Origin of the sequence: Pseudomonas bohemica, assembly GCF_002934685.1 — a bacterium.
GTDB classification, from domain to species: Bacteria; Pseudomonadota; Gammaproteobacteria; order Pseudomonadales; family Pseudomonadaceae; genus Aquipseudomonas; species Aquipseudomonas bohemica.
In genome coordinates this window covers 522-19,612 of record NZ_NKHL01000108.1, presented here as the reverse complement: position 1 = coordinate 19,612, position 19,091 = coordinate 522, and the positions used below count along the sequence as shown (strand labels likewise).

The following is a 19,091-nucleotide window of genomic DNA, read 5'->3' as shown; positions in this document are numbered from 1 at the left end:
ACCTCCCGTATAATGCTGGCCTTTTCCAGCGAGCACCTCCTCCGTGGCCAACAAACGCTATGCCTGCATCGGCTTGTACAACCCCAAATCCCCGGAAAACGTCGGTTCGGTGATGCGCGCGGCGGGCTGTTACGGGGTGGCGTCGGTGTTCTATACCGGCAAGCGCTACGAGCGGGCCCGGGATTTCGTGACCGACACCAAGAAGATCCATCAGGACATTCCGCTGATCGGCATCGATGACCTGAAAAAGATCATCCCCCTTGGCTGCGTGCCCGTCGCCGTGGAACTGGTGGAAGGCGCTCGTTCGCTGCCCGAATACACTCACCCGGATCGCGCGATCTACATCTTCGGCCCGGAAGATGGCTCGCTGGATAAAGAGATTCGCGACTGGTGCGAAGATGTGGTGTACATCCCTACCACCGGCTGCATGAACCTGGCAGCGACCGTCAATGTCGTGCTTTACGATCGCATGGCCAAGGGCAACAACACGCGCTCCGGGCCACAATTCGGTCGCGAAACCGATCGCACCTGATCGACTCGTCGCGACAAAACGCATTGAACAGTTTGTGCTTGTGACAGTCAGCTTTAGGGACCTTACTTTTCCTGGAGAGCGCATCATGAGCGATACCCCGATCCTTAAACGCGTCGAACGCCCGCTACACGATTACCCAGAGCAGAACGTACAGGGTTGGGAGCGTATCGGCTCGCTGGCCGGTGGCGTGCTGATGATGGGCAAAGGCCTGCGCCGTGGCGGCATCTTCGGCCTCGTGCAGCTGGCTATCGGCGGCGCCGTGCTGGCCCGCGGCATTACCGGTCACTGCTCGGCCAAGTCGCTGCTGGAGAAAAGCCGCAGCGACATGGACCTGGCGCGCACACGAATCGAAGAGGCCGGCGCCGAGCTGAGCAAGCTCAAGACCAAGGCGGAGGTGGCGGCGGAAGAAGCCGTTGTGAAAGGCGTCGATGCGGTGACAGGGCCGAAGGGCGTCTGATGCAGCCCTGCTAGATGGATGCAACAGCACGGTTTGCCGGCGGTAGCGATCTCAGGGAGACCACCGCCGGCAAGTCGTTCTCACAGAATGAAATTCATTCGATAAATCGCCGAGCGAATTGAGCTGCGCCTTCTCCTCACCATTTCTGTCGCGACAGGCGCTCCGATCGCTCTGGCTCACGGACCAATCAGCCAGCGCGAAAGATCAGGTAATCCTCCCAATCGTCTTCGGCCACGCTCTTCTCGCTGAGCATGCGGCCGGACTGGGAAATGCGTTGCTTGTGGACCTGATCCCGGTCGCCGCACACCAGATGGTGCCAGAGCGGCAGATCCTTGCCCTCGCTAACCAATCGGTAGCCGCAGGTGGGTGGCAACCACTTGAACTCATCGGCTTGACCGGGCGTGAGCTGAATGCAATCGGATACCTGCGCGCGACGATTCGGGTAATCGGTGCACTGGCAGCTATCCAGGTCCAGCAACTTGCAGGCGATGCGCGTGTAATAGACGCTGCCGTCGTCCTCATCCTCGAGCTTTTGCAGGCAACACAAGCCACAACCGTCGCACAGGGACTCCCACTCCACCTGATCGAGTTGAGAGAGGGTTTTGCGCATCCAGAACGGTTCGACTTTGGCGGCCATGATTTCGCGGGGATCGGTATCGGGTAATGAAAAGGCCGCCAGTCTAGTGGCACATCGCACTGGGGCCAAGCGCTGGCGACTGTCGGTAAGCGTGGACTTGTCAGCAAACGGCCAGCGCAGTAGTTTTACGTTCTCGCGATTGCAGCCTCAGCGCCCTCGCGACATACGCGTTACGCGCACTATGTTTCGACGATGCCTGCCGTCCACGGCCCATCTGACTGATTCCGCTCGTCGCCTCTGGTAGCGGGCGGTCACCTCAATTCTTCAGGATCAGAAATTCCATGAGCGACAACTCTCGCGTTGCCGAATACGCCATTCATCCACAATTCACCGATCGCTGGTCGCCACGCGCCTTCAATGGCGAAAGCATCCCGCAAGAGACCCTGCTGAGCTTCTTCGAAGCCGCGCGTTGGGCGCCGTCGGCCTACAACTCGCAGCCTTGGCGTTTCCTCTATGCCCGCCGTGACACGCCGAACTGGGAGCGTTTTCTGGGTCTGCTGAATGAATTCAACCGCGGTTGGGCGCAGCACGCATCGGCGCTGGTGATCATCATTTCCAAGACCACTTTCATCGCGCCAGGCGCCACCGAAGAGACGCCTGCGCTGTGGCACACCTTCGACACCGGTTCGGCCTGGGGCCATCTGGCGCTGCAAGCGAGCCTGAGCGGCTGGCACACCCACGGCATGGCAGGCTTCGATCAGGAGCTGACCCGCAAGGAACTGAAAATCCCGGAAGGCTACGCACTGCATGCCGCCGTGGCGATCGGCAAGCTGGGCGACAAGGCGAGCCTGGCCGAGTACCTGCAAGCCCGCGAAACCCCAAGCCCGCGTCGTCCGCTGGCAGAGTTGGTGGCAGAGGGGGATTTTAGCTTGTAATACCTGCGACGCCCTGAGAGCTGATCAAACCTGATCTCCGGGCGCAGGAATGACCTGTGGGAGTGAGCTTGCTCACGAATGGGCTGGTACATCCACAACAGATGTAGGGCCTGTAAGTCTGCTTTCGTGAACAAGCTCGTTCCCACATGGGACTTCAGGATGCCGAGGGCTCAATACCCCTTCGCGAAATCCACTTCCCCACGCAACGCCTCACCCGCCGTAAACGCCTTCAGGTTCTCGACGAACAGTCGGGTCATGGCCAATGGCGAGGTCGGTGCCGAGCTGTGGCCGGTCAACAGCAGGCCCCAGGCGGTCCAGAACGGGTGGCGCTGCGGTAATGGTTCCTGACGGCAGACGTCAATCACCGCGCCTGCCAGATGGCCTTCCTTCAATGCACTGACCAGATCGGCGTCAACCACCGCCACGCCGCGTCCGACGTTGATGAACAACGCCGACGGCTTGAATTGGGCGAACAGCTTCGCATCATAGATATCGTGAGTCTGCGGCGTGTTGGGAAGCAGGTTGATGACGAAATCCACCTCGCCCACCAGCCGTGGCAAATCCTCCAGCGCGCCCACTTCAATGAACGGCGCGAGCGTGCGGACGGTCGAGGCGACGCCATACAGCTCAACGCCAAACGGCACGAGAAACTGCGCCACGCTGACGCCGATATCGCCGGTGCCGACGATCAGCGCCTTGCGCCCGGCCAGGCTCTGCCCCATACGGCCATCCCATTTGCGCTCGACCTGACTCACAAGCCGCGCCAACACTTCGCGCTCGTGAACCAGCATATAAGTCAAAACGAACTCGGCCATGACCTGACCGAAGATACCCACCGCGCGTGTCAAGCGGTAGTCGCGATTGAGCCCGTCAGCCAGCAACGGCGTGATACCGGCCCAGGTCGATTGCAGCCATTGTGGTTTGTGCCCCTGACGCAGCAGGTTCGCCAGCAGGTCAGGTTGCCCTAGCCAGACCGGGGCATCGGCAGCCATTTTCGACAGTTCGGCGGAGTCGCCGCTGCTGAGCACTTCGATGTCGGGAGCGGCCTTGCGAAGCAGTTCGGTGTAAACAACATAATCGTGCTCGGCGATCAGAACGTGCATGGATTCAGAACTCAAAAAATCAGGACATGCGACCGCGGGACATCCGGCTACCACGCTTCATCAAAACAAAGCAGGCCGAAACACCGCGGTCCGGTAAACCCCTGCGCTCAATTGCAGGGTCGAAATCGGTCAGACCGGATCGTTGCGGCGCAGCAACTCTTCGGGCAAATGCTCGATGTACTCGTCTTCGGCCGGCGGCATCTGCAGGTGATAGCCCTGCTTTTCCAGATTGGCCAGCACCGCATGGATATCCTCGCGGGCCAGGGTGCGCTCAGGCGTGAGCACCAGATCGAAGGCGTGCTGCGGCTTGCCGAATGCGCTGAGCAGTTCGTCCGGCATCCGCTCGAGCGCATCGCTCTTGAGCACATACAGGTACATCCCGTTCTTGCGCGGACTGCGATAAATGGAGCAGATACGTTTCAAGGCTGTTCTCCGGCGTTGGCCAGGCTGTCGAGCAGCATCTGGCCCATCAATTCGCGGCGCCAGCCACGCAGCGAATCGGGCAGTTTATAGGGACCGTCAGGGAAACCGGTCTTGAGCAGGGCTTCGAGAGTCTTCTTGCGCAGCATCAGCTCCGGCGCCATGTTCAGGCGTTCGGCTTGTTGCTGGCCAATGGCACGCAGGCTCTTCAATACATTCGACGCTTCGATCGGCAGCGGCTCGGGCAATGCCGGCGGCCACAAATCAGGCGACACGCTGCCGGCCTTCTTGATCAGCTCCAGCAGAAATTCGCCGTCCTGGCGCACGGTCTTGGGGTGCATGTCTTCGATCTTCGCCAGCGCCCCGAGGTTGTCCGGCTGACTCTTGGCCAGCGGCCACAACGCATGCTCGCGCAACACCCGGTTACGCGGCTGATTGCGCAGACGGGCCTGTTGCTCGCGCCAGGCGCACAGTTCGCGCAGCACGTTCAGTTGCGCGCGGGACAGCTTCCAGGCCAGCTTGGCTTCGCGATAGACCTCGTAAGGGTCGATTTCGCGACGCAGGTTGGCTACCAGTTCGGCGCCGTCTTCGAGCACCCAGGCGTATTTTTCGTCGGACAACCGCGGGCGCAGCAGGCTGTAGACTTCGGCCAGATGCACCGCGTCTTCGGCGGCGTAGCTGATCTGGGTTGCGGACAGCGGCCGCTGCAGCCAGTCCGAACGGGTTTCGCCTTTGGGCAACTCGATGTTCAGTACTTCCTGCACCAGGCGCGAATAGCCCATCGAGAACCCGAGGTTCAGATAAGCGGCGGCCAGTTGGGTATCGAACAACGGTGCAGGCAGACTGCCGGTCAGACGCAGCAGGACTTCGAGGTCTTCACTGCAGGCATGAACCACCTTGATGACGTCGGAATTATCCAGCAGCTCGGCCAGAGGCTTCCAGTCATTGATCAGCAACGGGTCGATCAGGTAGGCACGCGAACCATCACCGATCTGCAACAGCGCGGCGATGGGATAGAAGGTGTCGACACGCATGAATTCGGTGTCGAGTGCGACAAACGGCAGTGTCTGCCATTGTGCGCAATGTTGGGCGAGGCTGTCGTCGTCGCGAATCCAGTGAATATCGATGGCCACACGGCTCTCCCTTGAAGAATGGCGCGCAGTATATATCGCTACAGGCGGTTACCGGGCATCCGTCCTGCAAGTCTCGAACAACTTCATCTTCAGTGTTTATTGATAAAGCGCGCAACTGCGACCGTCCATCGGATCGATCATCCGCCCTTGCGTAGCACGTACACGCGCCACATGGCATAACCGGGCAGAAAATCGTGGTGGCCGACGATCCGAAAACCGGCCTCGACGAACTCGGACTCGATCTCTGCCCGACACGCTACGAAGCGGTTACGCGCCGCTGGCGCACCATCGACAGTGCGTCTGAGGCCCTCTTGCCGCCTGCGCCGCCAGGCCTTGATATTCCCATCGACCCATAACGCAACGATGGCGGTATCGCGGGTTACGCGATAGAACTCCTCAAGAATCGCTGTACGTTTTTCACTGTCGGCAACGTGATGGAACAGCCGCATGCAGAAGATGCAATCCACCGAATTGGCGGATAGGTCGATGGACAACGCCGAACTCTGAAACGTGCGAATGCGCTTGCGCACTTCAGCGCAAGTCTTGGCCTCGGCGAGGTCCAGCATGTCTGCAGACGGGTCGGCAGCCAGAATCACTCGGTTGGCATGTTCGGCCAGCACGGGCCAAAAACGACCGGAACCTGAAGGCATATCCAGCACCAGGCCAGGCTCGCCGGCGTCGCGCAGTGCCTGACGCGCCAGTTGGGCATCGCGCCACAGGCTCAAGCGCCGGGCCAGACCCTGCTCGTGGCGCCGCACGTATTGCTGCGCCTGGCTGTCCTCGGTCACGTGCTCATTCATTGGCCAGTACCCCGTCCGTATATATCCCTCGGCAGCCGGCGAACATATCCAGCGCCGGGTTATAGACACGGGTGCGAACCTGCAACAGCCCCAACATCGAATGGAACAGATTGTCCTGGCTCAGTGGCGCACCGCGTTCTTTTTGCAGGCAATGCGTGTTCACCGCGAACGACTGCTGATAGTTGTCGGAGAACCAGGCAATCATCGGCACATGTTTCTGTTGATCAGGCGCAAGCATATAAGGCGTGCCGTGCAAAAACAGGTTGTATTCGCCCAGAGACTCGCCATGATCGGAAAGATACAACATCGCGGTATCCACCTTGTTCTGATTGCTGCGCAGGATATCGATCAGCGAAGCCAGTACATGATCGGTATACAACAGGGTGTTGTCGTAGCCGTTGACGATACTTTCCCGAGAGCAATTATTCAGTGCATTGCTTTCACAGACCGGCGTGAACTTCTCGAACGCTTTCGGATAACGCTTGAAGTATTCAGGGCCGTGACTGCCCATCTGGTGAAGTACCAGCACCGTATCCTTATTCAGGTTATCGATGAAGCTTTGCAGGCCCTGTAGCAGAATCTCGTCGCGACACTCATTGTTGGCGCACAGCACAGGGTCCTTGAGGTTGCTGACGTCCTGCAAGGTCACGCGGTCGCACGTCCCCTTGCAGCCGGACTGGTTGTCGCGCCAGATCACATCCAGACCGGCGCGCTTGAGCACGTCGAGCATGCCTTCCTTATTTCTCGCAACGCTGGCGTCGTAGTCCTTGCGGCCCATGTTGGAGAACATGCATGGCACCGACACCGCAGTTTCGGTGCCACAGGAATGCACGTCGGTGAAGGTCAGCACGCCGAGCTCTTTCTTCAATTGCGGAGTGGTGTCGCGGTTGTAGCCGAGGATGCCGAAGTTCTCGGCCCGGGCGCTTTCACCTACCACCAATACCGTCAGCGACTTGCGCTTGTGCTGCTGCCAGTCGCTGGAGAGTTTCGCGTCCTGACCGATGCTCACGAACGGTTGCTGCGCCGATTTGACCCGCTCACTCAAGTACCCGGCGGACGCAGCGATGTAGTTGCTCGGCACCACCATCAGCCGCAGTTCATGGTGGTTGCGAAACAGTGAAGACAACCCCTGGTAATTCATCAACGCCACGCCACCGATCACACTGGCGCAAACCGCACTGACCAGCACTTTGCTCAAGACTTCCCGCGGCCAGCGGCGATAGTGAATCGGAAGCTTGCAGACGATAAGTGAAGGCAAAACACCCAACAGCAATAAATAAGCGAACAGTTTGAGTGATAATAAATCCTGCACTTCGCTGGCGTTGGTTTCGGCAAAGTTGCGAAACATGCCCGAATCGATCAACACGCCGTACTGGTTCATGAAATAAGCCACACCGGCGCTGATCATGAACAACACAAGCAATACCGGCTTCAAAACTTTCCTGAAGGCAAACAGCGTCAGGAACATATTGAACACACAGAAAATCATGACCGCAAAAGCGCCGCGCAATAACACCCCTTTACCGTTGAAATCGGTAATGGCGAACAAATGCTGCCAGAGCGTCAGGTTAAACCCGACCAATAAGAAAAGACTGGCGAGCACGGTCACGAGCTCAGGACGAACTGCTTTTACGTTCAGCATGGAGGGTCTGTGTGCCTGAAAAGGGAACGCCGATAAAGAATGGAAACTCCTTCGACGTCGCAAACTTTAGGCAGCTGGCCATCAATTTTTTGTGAAAAGGATGAGAACAAATGGTGGGGTTTGAATTCTTTGGTTGTCGCAGGATTCGGTGCTGAAAAACCTGTTTGCCACGCCACGAATGTGCAGGAGCCGGCTTGCTGCGGCCGCGTTCGGACGAACGCGTACTTCTCAGTCACAACTGCATCAACCGACACTCCGCGTTCACCAGCAGGCTGGCTTCCTACACTGGATTGGCGGCCAATTTGGGAGAGGTGACCGATCCAGTGGTCATGCGAGCATCGCTTGCCATCGCATCCTCAATAATCATCTGCGCCGCCTTCTCGGCAATCATTACTGTGGGCGAGCAGGTGTTGCCGGAGGTGATGGTCGGCATTATCGACGCATCGACCACACGCAAGCCCACTACGCCGTGAACCCGCAGGCGTTCGTCTACCACGGCATCCGGCCCCTGCCCCATCTTGCAGGTGCCCACCGGGTGAAAAATGGTGGTGCCGATGAGGCTGGCGGCCTGACGCAATTCTTCCTCGGTACGCAGCTTGGCGCCGGGCAGATACTCGACGGGTTCGTAACTGGCCAGCGCTGGGGCGGCAGCGATGCGGCGGGTCAGGCGGATCGCGTCGGCGGCGACTTTCAGGTCGGTATCGTGGCTGAGGTAGTTGGGGCGAATGATCGGTACCGCATCGGCCAGCGGCGAGCGGATTTCCACGGTGCCACGGCTTTGCGGGCGCAGGTCGCAAACGGACGCCGTGAAGGCGGGAAAGCCGTGCAAAGGCTCGCCGAAGCGCTCCAGTGAAAGCGGCTGCACATGGTATTCCAGATTCGCCGAGGTCTGTTCCGGACCTGAGCGGGCGAACGCCCCCAATTGACTTGGCGCCATCGCCAGCGGACCGCTGCGATTGAGGGCATAACGCAGCCCCATGTTCATCTTGCCCCACAGGCTACCCGCCATCTGGTTCAGGGTATGGCCGTTGCTGACCTTGTAGATCAGCCTCAGCTGCAAGTGGTCCTGCAAGTTGCCGCCAACACCCGGCAACTCGTGGCGCACGCCGATGCCGAGCTTTTCCAGCAGCGGACGCGGGCCGATTCCCGAACGCTGCAACACCATCGGCGAGCCAATCGAGCCACAGCACAGAATGATTTCCCGCTTCGCACGCAGCTGCTGTTGCTGATTGCCAACCTTGGCCAGCACCGCACTTGCCCGTCCCTTTTCGAACTCGATTCGCGATACTTCGGCGTTGGTCATCACAGTAAGGTTCGGCCTCTGCAGGACAGGACGCAAAAAAGCTTTCGAGGCATTCCAGCGCACGCCGCGCCGCTGGTTGACCTGAAAGTAGCTGCAGCCTTCGTTGTCGCCGCCATTGAAGTCAGGAATCGAAGCGATACCGGTTTGCGCAGCGGCCTCGCGAAATGCATCGAGCAAGGTCCACGACAGTCGCTGCTGCTCCACGCGCCACTCGCCCTGGGCGCCATGAAGGTCGGAATCTCCGGCGAAATGGCTTTCCGAGCGTTTGAAAATCGGTAGCACGTCCTGCCAGCTCCAGCCCTTGTTGCCCGCGGCCGCCCAGCCGTCGTAGTCGCGGGACTGGCCGCGCATGTAGATCATGCCGTTGATCGACGAACAGCCGCCCAGCACCTTGCCGCGGGGGTAGCTCAGCGTGCGTCCGTTCAGGCCGGGTTCGGCTTCGGTCTTGAAGCACCAGTCGGTGCGCGGATTGCCGATGCAGTAGAGGTAACCCACCGGCACGTGGATCCAGGCGTAATTGTCCTGCCCGCCCGCTTCGAGCAGCAGCACACGATGAGAAGGGTTGTGCGACAGTCGATTGGCCAGCAGGCACCCGGCCGGGCCCGCGCCGACGATCACATAGTCATAGAGCACACTGTCGGTTTGCATGTGTCCCTCGTCGATCTTTTTGTTTTTATCGAGGGCCCATCCTGATGTTTTTTGCGACAAAACAAAAGACCGCCGCATGTTGCCATGGGGCGGCCTTTACTCACACATCCCGCTTGTAGGAGCGCGCTTGCCCGCGGTGGCGGCGCGTCAACGCTGTATCTTTGGCTGATACGCCGCCATCGTGGCCAAGCACGTTCCTACAGCTGCGCCTCTCGGTGCTTACACCGCGCTACGGCGGTAGCTGCGATAGTTGGGCATCCAGAAGTTACGCTCGATGGCTTCCAACAACATCTCTTCGGTGGTTTCCAGCGCGACGTTTTCGGCTTGCGCCTGTTTGGCCACCGCCAATGCGATCTTCTTGCTCACGGTCTGGATTTCCTTCAACGGCGGCAGTACGGCGTCGCCCTTGCCGGTGACCATCGGCGAGCATTCGGCCAGCGCGTTCGAGGCCGCCATCAGCATCTTGTCGGTGATACGCGTGGCTTTCGCCGCGACCACGCCCAGACCGATGCCGGGGAAGATGTAGGAGTTGTTGCACTGAGCGATGTGGAACGTGCGGTCGCCTACAGTCACTGGTGCAAACGGACTACCGGTCGCGACCAGCGCCTCGCCGTTGGTCCAGGTCAGGACTTCCTGCGGCGTGACTTCGACCTTGGAGGTCGGGTTGGACAGCGGCATCACCAGCGGCTTGGCGCAGTGCTTGTGCATTTCGCGGATGACCTGCTCGGTGAACAGGCCACGCTGGCCCGATACGCCAATCAGTACCGTCGGTTTGCCGTGGGTGACCACGTCCAGCAGCTCAGGGTAACCCTCGCCGCTCGACCAGCCCGCCACGTCGCCCGCCTTCTGGGCAAGGTTTTTCTGGAAGTCCAGCAGGTTGTCCATGCTGTCGGTCAGCAGGCCGAAACGATCGACCATCATCACGCGCTTGCGGGCTTGGGCTTCACTCAGGCCTTCGATCACCATCGCGGCGATGATGTGCTCGGCGATACCGCAACCGGCGGAACCGGCACCCAGGAACACCACACGCTGTTGGCCCAGGGTTTCGTTCTTGGCCTTGCAGGCCGCCAGGAGCGTGCCCACCGCCACCGAGGCAGTGCCCTGAATGTCGTCGTTGAAACAGCACAGCTCGTCGCGGTACTTCTCCAGCAACGGCATGGCGTTGGTCTGAGCGAAGTCTTCGAACTGCAGCAGCACCTCCGGCCAGCGACGTTGAACGGCTTCGATGAACAGCGCGATGAAGTCGTCGTATTCCTTGCCGGTGACACGCTCATGGCGCCAGCCCATGTACATCGGGTCGTCCAGCAGCTCCTTGTTGTTGGTCCCCACGTCGAGCACGATCGGCAGCGTGTAGGCCGGGCTGATACCGCCGCATGCGGTGTACAGCGACAGCTTGCCGATCGGGATACCCATGCCGCCGATGCCCTGGTCGCCCAGGCCGAGAATTCGCTCGCTGTCAGTCACCACGATGATCTTGATGCGATCTTTGGTTGCGCTGCGCAGGATGTCGTCAATGCGATCGCGCTCGGGGTAGGAAATGAACAGGCCGCGATGGGTGCGGTAGATCTTGGAGAATTCCTGACACGCCTGACCCACGGTCGGTGTGTAGATGATGGGCAGCATTTCTTCCAGATGCGAGTCCAGCAGGCGGAAGAACAACGTTTCGTTGTTGTCCTGGATCGAACGCAGGTAAATATGCTTGTCGAGGTCGCTCGCGCACTGCTTGTACTGGTTGTAAACGCGGGTCACCTGCTCCTCGATGGTTTCAACGTTCTGCGGCAGCAGGCCGACCAGATTGAAATCCACCCGCTCCTGCGGTGTGAAGGCGCTGCCCTTGTTGAGCAGCGGCATCTCAAGCAGCGAGGGGCCGGCGTAGGAAATATATAAAGGTCGCGAGGTCGTGGTCATCAGTAATCGCCTTTTCTCTATTTGCTCTATCAATACAGGTTCGAAACGGCGCCCCGGAGGTCGGTTTTCACGACGCTCGACGCAGGTCCGTGCGAAGAAAATAGGGGGAGATGAAAAATCAGGGTGCCTATCTTACTCGTGTCGGAGCGATTGCGACATTTTGTCACTCATTTGATTGCTGGTTGATGGCTGTAGCAGATAGCCATGGAGGTGAAAGAGTTGTCAGGAACGCTTGCGTGAGCATCGCCCTGCCCACAACGCCAACTCACCTTGACCAGTCGGAAACCTTGCTTCTAGACTCAATGCATACGTATTCACAATATTTATCGTCAACGACACATCTGCGCCAATATTGGCAAACAATCATAAGAAGGTGAGCAATGATGCATGAACTCCAAACCCTGACCCAAGGCCGTCCCATTGCCATCGTGGGGGCGGGTCTGGTCGGTGCCGGATGGGCGCTGGTATTCGCCAGAGCCGGACTTCCCGTTCGGATCTACGACGCCAATCCGGCAATTTCGAGCGCCGCGGTGCCATTGATCGAGGGGCAGATCGCTGACCTCACCGCCCACGGATTGCTGAGCGAACCGGCCGACGCGATCCTGGCGCGCCTGACGGTCTGCGACACGCTGGCCCAGGCCGTGGACGGCGCCGTGTACGTTCAGGAGTCGATCCTGGAACGCACCGAGATCAAGCGCTCACTCATGCTCGAGCTGGAAGCGGTCGCCGCACCGGACCTCATCATCGGCAGCTCGACGTCGGGCATTCCTGCGTCGGCGTTCGCCTCGGGCCTGAAGATCACGCCCAGAGTCATCATCGCTCACCCCGTCAACCCGCCATACCTGGTGCCTGTGGTTGAAATAGTACCCTCCCCTGACACCGCGCCGGAGGTCGTCGAATTCACGGCGGCGCTGATGGAAGCAGTGGGGCAGAGCGTGGTGCACGTGCGCAAAGAGATAGACGGCTTCGTGCTAAATCGCCTTCAAGCGGTGCTGCTGCGCGAAGCCTGGGCATTGGTGGAAGAAGGCGTCGCCAGCTGCGAGGATATCGACAAGACGGTGCGCGACGGCCTGGGTTGGCGATGGTCGTTCATGGGGCCGTTTGAAACGATCGACTTGAACGCTGTGGGCGGCGTGGCCGACTATGCCCAGCGCCTGGGGCCGCTTTATCGAAGCATCGCCGACTCGCGGTCCCACGCAGGTGAGTGGAGCCCCGAGCTGATCGCGAACGTCGAAGCTCAACGCCGCCAATTCCTGGCTCACGATCAGCTTGAAGCACGCCGAGGATGGCGTGATCGCGCACTCATGGCCTTCAGCGCCCAACGTCGCACCTTCGAACGCGATTGAGGTTCTTCGCCACCCCTTGCCAGAGGGTGGCTGAGCATCATTGCGCCGTCCAGCCCCCATCCACCTTCAAGGACGTCCCGGTGACCATTCTCGCCGAAGGCCCCGCGAGATAAAGCGCAGCGCCAACGACGTCCTCCATTTTCGCCATATGCCCCATGGGGATTTTCGAGACCAGAAACGCTTCTTTCTCGGGGGTGTCCACGATCTTGCGCACCATCGGCGTGTCGACGAAGGTCGGGCACAGTGTATTCACCCGAATGCCCCGATCGGCCAGCTCGACAGCCATGGCCTTGGTCAGCCCTTCCACCGCGTGTTTGGTCATGCAGTACACCGTGCGATTCGGCGAGCCGACATGACCCATTTGCGACGAGACGTTGATGATCACCCCCGCATCCGCCCCGGCATTGGCCAGCATCTTGCGCACAGCTGCCTGCGCGGTCACGAAACACGCACGGACATTCAGGTCGATCATCGCGTCCAGATGCTCGTCGGTGACGTCCAGCATCGGCTCAGGGAAGTTCGTGCCAGCGTTGTTCACCAGAATATCCAGCCTCGGAACGTCACTGATCACAGCCCGAATCGCAGCGCTGTCGGTGACATCGCAGACAACCGTCGTGACCTTGCCGCCTCTGGCGCGAATGATCTCTGCGACCCGATCCAGATTGGCTTGCGTGCGGGCAACCAGAATCAGATCTGCACCCGCCGCACTGAATGCCAGCGCCACCCCGGCCCCGATTCCAGTGCCCGCGCCGGTCATCAACGCCACCTTGCCATCGAGCCGAAATGAGGGCATGCCCAGCGATTCGTATTCATTTGCCACCGTGTTGTCTCCCTGAAGGGCGTGTCGTAAAGATAAATGCATACGTATTCAAACGAATGTTAAAAGAGCTTGGGGTGGTTTGGTAGGGGCACGGCAGTTCGATTCAGCTGAGGTTTGCGACTGCCACACTCGGAGCGACACACCCGGACGCACCCGCTTTGTCATCATCGAGCGATATAACGCATCCGTTCGTGCACAAACGTGTGTCAGGCCGGGCCTTTGGGGTCAGCCAACCGACCTCAAAATGTTTCAGCGATGGGGGAATTTAGGCCACGAACGTCGCATTTAGCAGCAAAAAGTCCTTTTCACCCTTTCGATCCACTTCGAGTGAAGGCACAATCGCCGTCCTTTTTCGGCTGGCATTGGCGGAGGCCACGAAATGATCAAAACGCCGTACTACCTCATTGATAAAGAAAAGCTGCTGCGCAACATGGAAAAGATCGCGTACATGCGCGAGCAATCCGGTGCCAAGGCCCTGCTGGCGCTCAAGTGCTTCGCGACCTGGTCGGTGTTCGACCTGATGCAGCAGTACATGGACGGGACCACGTCTTCGTCGCTCTATGAATTGAAGCTGGGTCGCCAGAAGTTCGCCGGCGAGACCCACGCGTACAGCGTGGCGTGGGCAGATGACGAGATCGAAGAGATGCTCGAAAACTGCGACAAGATCATCTTCAACTCCATCAGCCAGCTGGAGCGCCATGCTCCGGCCTGCACAGACAAAGTGCGCGGTCTGCGCGTCAACCCGCAGGTGAGCAGCTCTGATTACCTGCTGGCTGACCCGGCGCGACCGTTCAGCCGCCTGGGCGAGTGGGACCCCGAGAAAATCGAGAAAGTGATCGAGCAGATCAGCGGCTTCATGTTCCACAACAACTGCGAAAACGGCGATTTCAGCCTTTTCGACCAGATGCTGTCGACCATCGAAGAGCGTTTCGGTCATTTGCTGCACAAGGTCGAGTGGGTCAGCCTCGGTGGCGGCATCCATTTCACCGGCGAAGGCTATCCGCTGGACGCGTTTTGCGCACGCCTGAAGGCTTTCTCGCAGAAATACGGCGTGCAGGTGTATCTGGAGCCGGGCGAAGCCGCCATCACGCAAAGCGCCTCGCTGGAAGTCACCGTGCTTGACACCCTGTACAACGGCAAGCACCTGGCCGTGGTCGACAGCTCTATCGAAGCGCATATGCTGGACCTGCTGATCTATCGCCTGGACGCCAAGCTGGCCCCCAGCGCGGGCGAGCACACGTACATGGTGTGCGGTAAATCGTGCCTGGCGGGGGATATCTTCGGTGAATACCCATTCGATCGTCCGTTGGCCATCGGCGATCGGCTGTCGTTCGTGGACGCGGCGGGCTACACCATGGTCAAGAAAAACTGGTTCAACGGCCTGAAAATGCCGTCCATTGCGGTGAAACAACTCGACGGTACAGTCGAAGTGGTTCGTGAGTTTGGTTTCGACGATTACCTGTCCAGCCTCTCGTAAGCTGGCGGAAAGGAGAGAGAAAGAAATTGAAGAAGAACGTTCTTATCATTGGTGCAGGAGGTGTCGCCAAGGTGGTGGCCCACAAGTGCGCGCAGCATAACGATGAACTCGGTCGTATTGCCATCGCGTCGCGCAACATCTCCAAGTGCCAGGCCATCATCGACAGCGTCAACGCCAAGGGCAGCCTCAAGCAGCCTGCGCAAATCAAGGCCTATGCCCTGAACGCGCTGGATATCGAAGCGACCAAATCGCTGATTCTGGAAACCGAATCGCAGATCGTCATCAACGTCGGCTCCTCGTTCCTCAACATGTCGGTGCTGCGTGCCTGCATCGATACCGGCGCGGCTTACCTGGATACCGCCATCCACGAAGAGCCGGGCAAAGTCTGCGAAACGCCGCCCTGGTACGGTAACTACGAGTGGAAACACCTCGAGGAATGCCGGGAGAAAAACGTCACCGCCATTCTGGGCATCGGCTTCGATCCGGGTGTGGTCAACGCCTATGCGGCGCTGGCGCAACAACAGTATTTCGACCGCATTGATTCGATCGACATCCTCGACGTCAATGCCGGCTCCCATGGCAAATATTTCGCCACCAACTTCGACCCGGAAATCAACTTTCGCGAATTTACAGGACAGGTGTGGAGCTGGCAGAACAGCCAGTGGACCAGCAACACCATGTTCGAAGTCAAGCGCACCGACGATCTACCAGTCGTAGGCGCGCAGGACCTCTACCTCACCGGCCACGATGAAGTGCACTCGCTGTCGAAAAACCTCGACGTGCCCAACGTGCGATTCTGGATGAGCTTCGGTGCGCACTACATCAATGTGTTCACCGTACTGAAAAACCTCGGCCTTCTTTCCGAGCAACCGGTCAAGACCGCCGAAGGCGTCGAGATCGTGCCGCTGAAAGTGGTCAAGGCCGTACTGCCCGACCCTGCCTCACTGGCACCGGGCTATACCGGCAAGACCTGCATCGGTGATCTGGTCAAGGGCACCAAGGATGGCAAGCCGCGCGAGGTGTTCATCTACAACGTCGCCGACCACGAAGAAGCCTTCGCCGAAACCGATAGCCAGGGCATCTCCTACACCGCAGGCGTGCCGCCAGTCGCAGCGGCCCTGCTGGTTGCCCGTGGCGAATGGGATGTGAAGCGCATGGTCAACGTCGAGGAGCTGCCTGCACAGGCGTTCCTGAAGGCGCTCGACGTGATGGGCCTGCCGACTCGCATCAAGGATGAGAACGGCGATCGTCCCTGGGACGAGTAAGCCTCGAGCACGGGTGCGCTCGTATTGGGCGCACCTTGTTTCAATTCGCCCCCCCTATGTCAGCAGACGGCACCCTGCACCCACACAAACGAACGGGCACGGACGAAGCCTCCCAGATGCTGCATGCCGACCGAGCCATTCACGCGGTTTGAGTTGAGCAAGGATGTGAGGAGTGTGTGAATCCGGGCACTCATCTGATCCAAGCAATGGGAAGAAACAGATCAGGAAAATGACAAGGGTTAGAGTCACCGAGCCCGCGGTCAGCGGCGGGGGAAAACTGGCGAAGCTGAGGCGGTAAGCAACTCCGATCCATAGAGGGATTGCGATTAAGCCGTCAGTCGAGCTATACGATGTCCCTGATCAACGATCTTCCCTCTTGCGACTTTCCTGATGAATTCTACGAGGTAGTGGTGCTTCCAGAAGCTATGACCGTGAGCATTGCAGGCAAGAAGCTGGCTCGGCTGCGGGGACGCGTTGGGCTGTGTTTTGTCGCGATGTTGTCCATGATTGCAGGCATGACTGACGCAATCGGCTTCATGGCCACAGGGAATTTCGTCTCGTTTATGAGTGGTAATACGACACGCTTGGCAGTGTCCATCGATAGCGAAAGTCCCATCCTTGCAATGCGCATCGCAATGCTCATCGTTGCATTCGTCATTGGCAATGCAATTGGGGTTATTGCCTCCCGCTGTTCAAGGCGACGGGCCTGGCCATTGCTCTTGGGAGTCGGACTTCTACTCTGTCTGTGCGGATTGATCGGTGAGAGTCCCACGCCCTTTCTGCTAGCGGTCATCGCGATGGGGATGATTAATGCCGTTGTTGAAGAGGTAAATGGCTTGCCGATAGGACTCACCTACGTCACGGGTGCCCTTTCCAGATTTGGCCGAGGATTAGGCCGCTGGGTGCTGGGCGAGCGCCGCAACGGCTGGCGAGTTCAGCTTATCCCTTGGGGTGGAATGCTTGCCGGTGCCATCGCCGGAGGGCTTCTAGCCCAATCCTTCGGAATGAAGGCGATGGTTGTCAGCGGACTGTTTACCCTGGCATTGGCCATTGTGTCTGCGGCGATTCCCCGGAGCTGGCAGCTCAGTTTTATGCCGCGGTAACCACACTGCGGACTCATTACCACGCTCGAATTCCGCGCGCCGCCACGCGTGTTCATACTGCCTGACCCAATTGATTTCGATTAAAAGCGCCTGATGGTGCGCAGCCTTTCGTTGGCGTAGTTGATCGCGGACATGCGCTTGTGCGGGTAATAAAAACCCGCCGACGCGGGTTCGCTGTCCAGACTTTTGGTTATCCTGGCTCGCTATTGGGACGCGGGACCATTAACTGCACGTACAGTCCACCAGAATCCCAACTTCGGGTAATGGCGCCACCGGTCGACTTGGCGAGCCGATCAATCATATGCGTGCCGAAACCGGATCTCTCTGGCGGCGCGGCTATCGGCGGACCGCCAACCTCCCGCCAATCGATTCTCAAAGCGTCATCTGTGCGAGACCAGCGGACATGAACCTCGCCCTTAGCGACACTCAGCGAACCATGCTTAACGGAATTGGTGGCCAGTTCATGAAAGAAAAGTGCGAAGGTATTACAGAGCGCCTGCGGGACTAGTTGTTTCGGCCCTGTAAACCGACATTGCGACCCGAACGGATTCAGGACCGAGGCAATGAACGCCTCCATGTCAACGTTCGAAATATCCGGTCCGGCCAGCACAGACTCATAGGCCCGACCAAGCGCACTCAGCTTGTTGGACACAATTCCAGCCACCCCATCCGGTCCGCCGGACGCGCGAGCTTCTCTGTCCGACATCATTACGACTGCGCCGACCACCGAGAAAATATTTTTTATCCGATGGAGCATCTCGCGTGAAAGCAGTTGCTCTCTCTCCAAGGATTTATCCAGTTGGCGCCGAAGCAACGTCTGCTCGGTTACATCTCGCGAAACGCAGACGATTGAACTCACCTTCCCTGCCCGGTCAACGACGGGAGTAAGGAGATTATCCCAATAGGTGATCCGCTCGGGCCCCTCGCTATACCCCGCGAATCGAGCAGTATTGCCGCTCAATGCCTGGGCGAACGCATCGGTGGCGGCAGAGTGAACCGGCGAAGGGAGTAGTGTTATCCAGGCGCTTCCCTTGACCTGTGCTTTGGTCACACCCAGAGCAAGACAGCCTGCGCTGTTCATGGTTACCAATGTGCCGTCTGGAGCGAGGATTTTTAAGCAATCTGGAGTCGCATCAAGCATTGCGCTCTGTGCTTCAAGGTCAGCGGCATAAATCTCGTCATTATCTCGATGCATACTCAGCCGCCCCGCAACCCAGACCATGGGCTCAAGATAGAGCAATTGCGAGGCAGCAACAAACTTGACGTTGTTCACAGGTCCACTCGTCGCCATGCTCTGCCAGCGATGTGCCAGGACAAACCACTGGCTTCCCACGCCATCCGGTCCGCGTCGCTACGTTACGCGCATAATTCGGATGACTGTGAACCACTGATCACAAGGCCCGCGCTTCTGGACGTGTTTCGGACAGCTATGGCGGGCGTGGCATGGACGAGAAGGAATTTGAGCCAGTGGTTGCCGGCATCTGGTACACACAAGGGGGCAGCAATGGTTTCGCAGATCATAAGGGTATTGAAGGAATAGAGCACTTGTAGTGGTCTAATGAAACCGGACACTCATTTAGGCGAGAATACCCGCCAGACTGAGGTGGCAGATGACCAAGCAG

At 58.9% G+C, this 19,091-nt stretch carries 17 protein-coding genes; 7 read left to right on the top strand and 10 right to left on the bottom strand.

Features of this window, described 5'->3' with window-relative positions; genetic code table 11:
* Positions 1-43 precede the first annotated feature (43 nt).
* Together CE491_RS14120 and CE491_RS14115 are read left to right on the top strand one after the other, a co-directional pair.
* A complete protein-coding gene (locus CE491_RS14120; RefSeq protein ID WP_110948947.1) occupies positions 44-532 on the top strand; it encodes an RNA methyltransferase in 489 nt (162 codons plus the stop codon).
* A gap of 85 nt (positions 533-617) precedes the next feature.
* The gene (locus CE491_RS14115; protein WP_110948946.1) at positions 618-989 is read left to right on the top strand and encodes a YgaP family membrane protein; all 372 of its coding nucleotides are present in this window, start codon (positions 618-620) and stop codon (positions 987-989) included.
* A 187-nt stretch (positions 990-1,176) separates the two neighbouring features.
* Here CE491_RS14115 and CE491_RS14110 read toward each other — a convergent pair whose 3' ends face one another.
* Positions 1,177-1,626, bottom strand: coding sequence for a YcgN family cysteine cluster protein (locus CE491_RS14110; protein ID WP_110948945.1), 450 nt, complete (start codon positions 1,624-1,626; stop codon positions 1,177-1,179).
* A gap of 281 nt (positions 1,627-1,907) precedes the next feature.
* Here CE491_RS14110 and CE491_RS14105 point away from each other — a divergent pair, with 281 nt between their 5' ends.
* Positions 1,908-2,501, top strand: a complete 594-nt coding sequence (locus CE491_RS14105; RefSeq protein ID WP_110948944.1) for a nitroreductase family protein — start codon at positions 1,908-1,910, stop codon at positions 2,499-2,501.
* Positions 2,502-2,671: 170 nt separating this feature from the next.
* Here CE491_RS14105 and CE491_RS14100 read toward each other — a convergent pair whose 3' ends face one another.
* The 7 genes from CE491_RS14100 to CE491_RS14070 all read right to left on the bottom strand — a co-directional run bounded on the left by CE491_RS14100 (position 2,672) and on the right by CE491_RS14070 (position 11,458).
* Positions 2,672-3,604 (bottom strand): D-2-hydroxyacid dehydrogenase, encoded by a 933-nt coding sequence (locus CE491_RS14100; RefSeq protein WP_110948943.1) that lies wholly within the window; start codon positions 3,602-3,604, stop codon positions 2,672-2,674.
* A 129-nt stretch (positions 3,605-3,733) separates the two neighbouring features.
* Positions 3,734-4,027 carry a YcgL domain-containing protein gene (locus CE491_RS14095; protein WP_110948942.1) on the bottom strand — a complete coding sequence of 98 codons (294 nt, stop codon included), beginning with the start codon at positions 4,025-4,027 and terminating at the stop codon, positions 3,734-3,736.
* Positions 4,024-5,157, bottom strand: a complete 1,134-nt coding sequence (gene rnd / locus CE491_RS14090; RefSeq protein WP_110948941.1) for a ribonuclease D — start codon at positions 5,155-5,157, stop codon at positions 4,024-4,026. Before rnd ends, CE491_RS14095 begins: the two co-directional genes overlap by 4 nt.
* 137 nt (positions 5,158-5,294) lie before the next feature.
* Complete coding sequence (locus tag CE491_RS14085) at positions 5,295-5,957, bottom strand: class I SAM-dependent methyltransferase (protein ID WP_110948940.1); 663 nt, start codon at positions 5,955-5,957, stop codon at positions 5,295-5,297.
* A complete protein-coding gene (locus CE491_RS14080) occupies positions 5,950-7,599 on the bottom strand; it encodes a phosphoethanolamine transferase (protein WP_110948939.1) in 1,650 nt (549 codons plus the stop codon). Before CE491_RS14080 ends, CE491_RS14085 begins: the two co-directional genes overlap by 8 nt.
* A gap of 280 nt (positions 7,600-7,879) precedes the next feature.
* Entirely contained in the window at positions 7,880-9,550 is a 1,671-nt protein-coding gene (locus tag CE491_RS14075) for a GMC family oxidoreductase (protein WP_110948938.1), read from the bottom strand.
* Positions 9,551-9,769: 219 nt separating this feature from the next.
* A complete protein-coding gene (locus tag CE491_RS14070; protein WP_110948937.1) occupies positions 9,770-11,458 on the bottom strand; it encodes an NAD-dependent malic enzyme in 1,689 nt (562 codons plus the stop codon).
* A gap of 380 nt (positions 11,459-11,838) precedes the next feature.
* On the opposite strand from CE491_RS14070, the gene CE491_RS14065 reads away from it, so the two are divergent.
* Positions 11,839-12,804 (top strand): 3-hydroxyacyl-CoA dehydrogenase, encoded by a 966-nt coding sequence (locus CE491_RS14065; RefSeq protein ID WP_199885109.1) that lies wholly within the window; start codon positions 11,839-11,841, stop codon positions 12,802-12,804.
* Positions 12,805-12,841: 37 nt separating this feature from the next.
* Here the strand turns inward: CE491_RS14065 and CE491_RS14060 are convergent, their stop codons facing one another.
* Positions 12,842-13,624 carry an SDR family NAD(P)-dependent oxidoreductase gene (locus CE491_RS14060; RefSeq protein WP_199885108.1) on the bottom strand — a complete coding sequence of 261 codons (783 nt, stop codon included), beginning with the start codon at positions 13,622-13,624 and terminating at the stop codon, positions 12,842-12,844.
* 379 nt (positions 13,625-14,003) lie between these two features.
* Here CE491_RS14060 and CE491_RS14055 point away from each other — a divergent pair, with 379 nt between their 5' ends.
* From CE491_RS14055 to CE491_RS14045, 3 genes are all read left to right on the top strand, one after another.
* The gene (locus CE491_RS14055) at positions 14,004-15,101 is read left to right on the top strand and encodes a carboxynorspermidine decarboxylase (RefSeq protein WP_110948935.1); all 1,098 of its coding nucleotides are present in this window, start codon (positions 14,004-14,006) and stop codon (positions 15,099-15,101) included.
* Positions 15,102-15,127: 26 nt separating this feature from the next.
* Complete coding sequence (locus CE491_RS14050) at positions 15,128-16,366, top strand: saccharopine dehydrogenase family protein (RefSeq protein ID WP_110948934.1); 1,239 nt, start codon at positions 15,128-15,130, stop codon at positions 16,364-16,366.
* 425 nt (positions 16,367-16,791) lie between these two features.
* Entirely contained in the window at positions 16,792-17,469 is a 678-nt protein-coding gene (locus CE491_RS14045; RefSeq protein ID WP_110949053.1) for a YoaK family protein, read from the top strand.
* A 190-nt stretch (positions 17,470-17,659) separates the two neighbouring features.
* On the opposite strand, the gene CE491_RS14040 is transcribed toward CE491_RS14045, so the two are convergent.
* The gene (locus CE491_RS14040) at positions 17,660-18,742 is read right to left on the bottom strand and encodes a PAS domain-containing protein (protein ID WP_199885107.1); all 1,083 of its coding nucleotides are present in this window, start codon (positions 18,740-18,742) and stop codon (positions 17,660-17,662) included.
* Positions 18,743-19,091 lie beyond the last annotated feature (349 nt).